The sequence below is a fragment of the Listeria valentina genome (assembly GCF_011800755.1).
GTDB lineage: Bacteria > Bacillota > Bacilli > Lactobacillales > Listeriaceae > Listeria > Listeria valentina.
Window position 1 is genome coordinate 1 of the sequence record NZ_JAATJW010000120.1, and the last position, 2,150, is coordinate 2,150.

A 2,150-nucleotide genomic window follows, 5' to 3' on the forward strand; every position below is an offset into this window, starting at 1 on the left:
GAAAATTCAACTTTCTGATCCTTCTTCAATAAAATGTAGTATTTTATTTTTAGTTTTTTCAGTTAAGCCTTGCTCAAAACGCAAAATAAGAACATCTGCTTGAGCGCTTTGCTTTCTTCCTAAAAGTTCATCTGTTGAAATGCTTAATATATCAGCAATCTTTTCTAATTCAAAATGTCGAAGTGGACGTGATCCAGTTTCTATTTTACTCATAGTGCTGTCATCAACACTAATTAGTTTTGCTAATTCTTTTTGTGAAATTTTTTTACGTTTTCGAAGGAAAACAATTCGTTCATGAATTTCCATAAACCACCACCAACCTTATTCAGAGTACAATTTTATAATAATACAATGAAATTCATCTCCAAAATGGAAAGGTATATTCTTTCTAAAATGAAGTGAAGTGGTGGGGTTCCATTCTGAAACAGAAATTATTTTTTATTTTTTTTTGCTTTTTCTTCTAAGAGATATTTTTTAAATCTCTCTACTTCGGCGTTTATTTCTTCATCTGTATCATCAATTTCTGAATCTGTATGAGCGGCTACTAAATCATCGTCATTGAATTCTTCATAGTTGAACGTTCCTTCAATGCCTAGGAGGTAGTCAGCAGAAACATTGAAATAATAAGTGATTTTTTTTAAGGTTTCATAGTCTGGTTCTCTTTTATTAGTTTCCCACATGCCAACAGTGCTAGTAGATACATTTAAATCTTTCGCCAGATTAGATTGAGACAATCCTCTTTTTTTTCTTAATTCTGCAATTTTTTTCCCAATAGTCATAACTAACCCTCCTTATCTATCACTATAAGTGATAAAATGAAAAAAATAAATGTTTTGTCACAAAAAGTGATTGACAATCACGGAATGTGATAGTATAATTATCACATAAAGTGATAAGAGAGGTGATTGAATTGAATGCATTAAAAAAAATTCGTATTGAAAAAGGGTTAACACAACAAGAAGCGGCTAAAAGAATTGGCATCTCTTACAGCTTGTTATCTAAAATGGAGGCAGGTTATAGAGGTAGTTCTGATAAAACGAAAATTAAAATAGCGAAATTTTATAACAAAACTGTAGGCTCTCTTTTTTTTGAGGAAGGAATCACGAAACGTGATAACAATTTAACAAAAGTATAGGAGGGATAAAATGAACGATTTAGTAGTTTTGAAAGATCATCAAGCTGTAACTAGCAGTTTGAATGTAGCTAATATTTTTGGAAAACAACATAAAGATGTTTTAAAAGCAATAAGAAATCTAAAAATAGATCAGCGCAATTTTGCGCAGATGTTCATAGAATCATCAGAGCCCGATTCATACGGACGCGATCGAAAAGTGATCTATATGAATCGAGACGGATTCACATTTATAGCCTTTGGATTTACTGGAGCTAAAGCAGATGAGTTCAAACTAAAGTATATTGAAGCTTTTAATGAAATGGAACAATACATTAAAAAGCAACTTGATACTTCAAATTTAAGTCCTGAATTACAAATGTTTAACCAAATGTTTCTAGCAGTTGCGAACGCTGAAAGAGAAGCAAAAGAAGCGAAAACAGAAATAAATGATATGAAGATGATTTTCAGCGTGAACGCTAACGAGTGGAGAGACAAAGTTAAAACTATCTTACGGAAGATAGCTAACAACTTTGGAGGGACTGAACCTTTCAGATCAGTTATTAATATGAGTTATGAAAGATTTGAAAGTCGCGCCCACTGTGATCTAAACAGACGATTAGAGAACAGAAAAATAAAAATGTCTGCAAAAGGCATGAGTAAGACGAGTATTCAGAAATTGAATAAATTGGATTGTATAGCAGAGGAAAAACGATTGATTGAAATTTATTTAACGGTTGTAAAAGAAATGGCTATCCAGTTTGGAATTAGATCAGATGATATAGACCATTTAAAAGTTATTTGAGCGCCGCCCACCACAAACGACGCTCAGCAAATCACAGGGGAGCGAAATGCTTAACTAAATCATACAACGCAATAAAGTAGCGTGCTTAAAAAATATACTACAAAAAAATGAAGGGATTAAGAAAAATGTTAAATACACAAGTGATAGCTTCGTCGGCAAACTGGATAGATGTCAATAAAGTAGACACAAAAAGAGTAAATACTTAAAAATTTTCAAAATAAAGAGCCTCCTTTT

At 32.1% G+C, this 2,150-nt stretch carries 4 protein-coding genes; 2 read left to right on the plus strand and 2 right to left on the minus strand.

Annotated features, from left to right (window positions below; genetic code table 11):
• Positions 1–6: 6 nt before the first annotated feature.
• Positions 7–306, minus strand: coding sequence for a helix-turn-helix domain-containing protein (locus HCK02_RS13625; RefSeq protein ID WP_167630642.1), 300 nt, complete (start codon positions 304–306; stop codon positions 7–9).
• Positions 307–431: 125 nt separating this feature from the next.
• Positions 432–779, minus strand: a complete 348-nt coding sequence (locus HCK02_RS13630) for a helix-turn-helix domain-containing protein (protein ID WP_167630643.1) — start codon at positions 777–779, stop codon at positions 432–434.
• Positions 780–901: 122 nt separating this feature from the next.
• On the opposite strand from HCK02_RS13630, the gene HCK02_RS13635 reads away from it, so the two are divergent.
• Positions 902–1,135 carry a helix-turn-helix transcriptional regulator gene (locus HCK02_RS13635; RefSeq protein ID WP_167630644.1) on the plus strand — a complete coding sequence of 78 codons (234 nt, stop codon included), beginning with the start codon at positions 902–904 and terminating at the stop codon, positions 1,133–1,135.
• 10 nt (positions 1,136–1,145) lie between these two features.
• On the plus strand, positions 1,146–1,916 hold the full coding sequence (locus HCK02_RS13640) for a Rha family transcriptional regulator (RefSeq protein WP_167630645.1): 771 nt from the start codon (positions 1,146–1,148) through the stop codon (positions 1,914–1,916).
• Positions 1,917–2,150 lie beyond the last annotated feature (234 nt).